Below are 2,550 nucleotides of genomic sequence, written 5' to 3' on the forward strand. Positions count from 1 at the left end.
CTGCAGGAATGGCTGCAGGCGCGCCGCCTGCCGGTGCCGGCCTACCGCATCGTCAACACCCGCGGGCAGGCGCATGCGCAGACCTTCGAGGTCGAGTGCGCGGTGCCGGCCCTCGGCCTCACCGAAACCGGCGAAGGCCGCTCGCGCCGCGCCGCCGAACAGGAAGCCGCGCGTGGCATGCTGGTCGCGCTGAAGGCGAATGACAAGCCCGGCAGCGCGCTGCGCTCCTGACGCTCCCCGACCCCTCCTGTCGACGACTTTCCTGCTGACGACTTTCCTGGCCACCCCCGCATGACCGACATCCCCGAGACCCCTGCCGATGACGACGGCGACACCGGCACTGGCGCCGCCGCCGAGCCCGGTGAAGCCGTGGCCACGCGCTGCGGCCTGGTCGCGATCGTCGGCCGGCCGAACGTCGGCAAGTCGACGCTGCTGAATGCGCTGGTCGGCCAGAAGGTCAGCATCACCTCCAGCAAGGCGCAGACGACGCGCCACCGCATCACCGGCATCCGCACGGTCGACGACACGCAGTTCGTGTTCGTCGACACGCCCGGCTTCCAGACCCGCCACAGCGCACCGCTGAACCGCACGCTGAACCGCACCGTGCAGGGCGTGCTCGGCGATGTCGACGTGGTGCTGTTCGTCGTCGAGGCCGGTCGCTTCGGGCTCGACGACGCGAAGGTGCTGGCGCTGATGCCGGCCGACAAGCCGGTGATGCTGATCGCCAACAAGCTCGATGCGGTGCACCGCCGCGCCGACCTCGTGCCCTGGCTGAAGGGCATGCAGGACCGCCATGCCTTCGCCGAGTTCGTGCCGCTGACCGCCCGAAAGGACAGCGACGTGCAGCGCCTGCTGGGCATCGTGAAGCCCTACCTGCCGCAAGCGCCGTGGTTCTATGAAGAAGACGCGCTGACCGACCGCAGCGAGAAGTTCCTCGCCAGCGAGATCATCCGCGAAAAGCTGTTCCGCCTGACCGGCGACGAACTGCCCTACACCTCCACCGTCGTGATCGACAAGTTCGAGGAAGAGGGCGCGCTGCGCCGCATCGCCGCGACCATCATCGTCGAGCGCGATGCGCACAAGGGCATGGTGATCGGCGCCGACGGCGAGCGCCTGAAGCGCATCGGCTCCGAGGCCCGCCAGGAGCTCGAACGCCTGATGGACGGCCGCGTGTTCCTCGAACTGTGGGTGAAGGTGCGATCGGGCTGGGCCGACGACGAAGAGCATCTGCGCACCTACGGCTACGAGTAGCCGCCGCGCATGGCCACCCGCCCCGCGCGCCCACCGGCCACGCAGGCGGCCTACGTGCTGCACCGCTACGACTGGAGCGAATCCAGCCTGATCCTCGACCTGTTCACCCGCGAGCAGGGCCGCATCGCCGTGGTGGCCAAGGGCGCCAAGCGGCCGTACTCGCAGCTGCGCTCGGTGCTGCTGCCGTTCCAGCGCATCCAGGTGACGCTCGGCAAGCCGCCGCGCGCCGCCGAGCCGTCCGCCGAGTCCACCAGCGAGGTGCAGACGCTGCGCGGTGCCGAATGGGCCGGCGGCCACGCGATGCTGACCGGCGCGGCGCTGTTCAGCGGCTTCTACCTGAACGAGCTGCTGATGAAGCTGCTCGCCCGCAGCGATGCCCATCCGGCGCTGTTCGACGCCTATGCCGAGACGCTGCCGCTGATGGCGTCCGCCGACGACGGCATCGTGCAAGCGGCGCTKCGCGCCTTCGAGCTGGCGCTGCTGCAGCAGGTCGGCGTGCTGCCGGACCTCAGCTGCGTGACGATGACGCAGGCCGAGGTCGATCCCGCGGGGCGCTACCTGCTGCTGCCGGAACAGGGTGTCGTGACCGCACGCGGCCGCGAGAACGAGCTGGCCGGCCAGACGCTGGTCGGCCTGCAGGCCGCGCTGCAGCACGGCAGCCTCGTGGCTTTGCAGCAGGCCTGCGCGCCGGCGCTGCAGGAACTGAAGCTGCTGCTGCGGGCGCTGCTTCACTATCATCTGGGCTCACCGGTGCTGCGCACGCGGCAGGTGATGCTCGACGTGCAAGCCTTGGAGCGCTGACGACACCATGAACCCCCTCCAGACAACGGGCACCGATCCCCACCGCGGCCTGACCGCGCTGTCGGTCAACCTGAACAAGGTCGCGCTGTTGCGCAACACCCGCCACCTCGGCATCCCGAGCGTGACCCGCGCCGCCGAGCTGGCGTTGCAGGCCGGCGCGCAGGGCATCACCGTGCACCCGCGGCCCGACGAGCGCCACATCCGCGCCGGCGATGTCTACGAACTCGCTGAACTGCTGCAGGCGACGCCGCACATCGAATACAACATCGAAGGCAACCCGTTCCACAACCTGATGGACTTCGCGCGCGAGCTGAAGCGCCGCGGCCTGCCGCTGCACCAGTGCACCTTCGTGCCCGACAGCGTCGAGCAGTCGACCTCCGACCACGGCTGGCGCTTCCCCGAGGATGCCGCGCGCCTCGCGCCGCTGATCGCCGAAGTGCATGCCATGGGCGTGCGCGTCAGCCTCTTCATGGATCCCGAGCCGCAGGCGATGGCCGC

General features: G+C 69.9%; 4 protein-coding genes. All 4 read left to right on the forward strand.

Translation table 11 applies throughout. The annotated features are described in order from the left end of the window. Positions 1 to 231, forward strand: a 231-nt coding sequence (locus AC1D15_RS26585; RefSeq protein ID WP_477828358.1) for a putative dsRNA-binding protein, incomplete at its 5' end; no start/stop codon positions are given. A gap of 60 nt (positions 232 to 291) precedes the next feature. After that, positions 292 to 1,251 (forward strand): GTPase Era, encoded by a 960-nt coding sequence (gene era, locus AC1D15_RS26590; protein ID WP_052211190.1) that lies wholly within the window; start codon positions 292 to 294, stop codon positions 1,249 to 1,251. Between the two features lie 9 nt (positions 1,252 to 1,260). Further along, positions 1,261 to 2,052 carry a DNA repair protein RecO gene (gene recO / locus AC1D15_RS26595; RefSeq protein ID WP_477828359.1) on the forward strand — a complete coding sequence of 264 codons (792 nt, stop codon included), beginning with the start codon at positions 1,261 to 1,263 and terminating at the stop codon, positions 2,050 to 2,052. 7 nt (positions 2,053 to 2,059) lie between these two features. Then, on the forward strand, positions 2,060 to 2,550 hold a 491-nt coding region (locus AC1D15_RS26600; RefSeq protein WP_477828360.1), incomplete at its 3' end, for a pyridoxine 5'-phosphate synthase.

Source organism: Rhizobacter sp. P2_H2 (assembly GCF_056403375.1).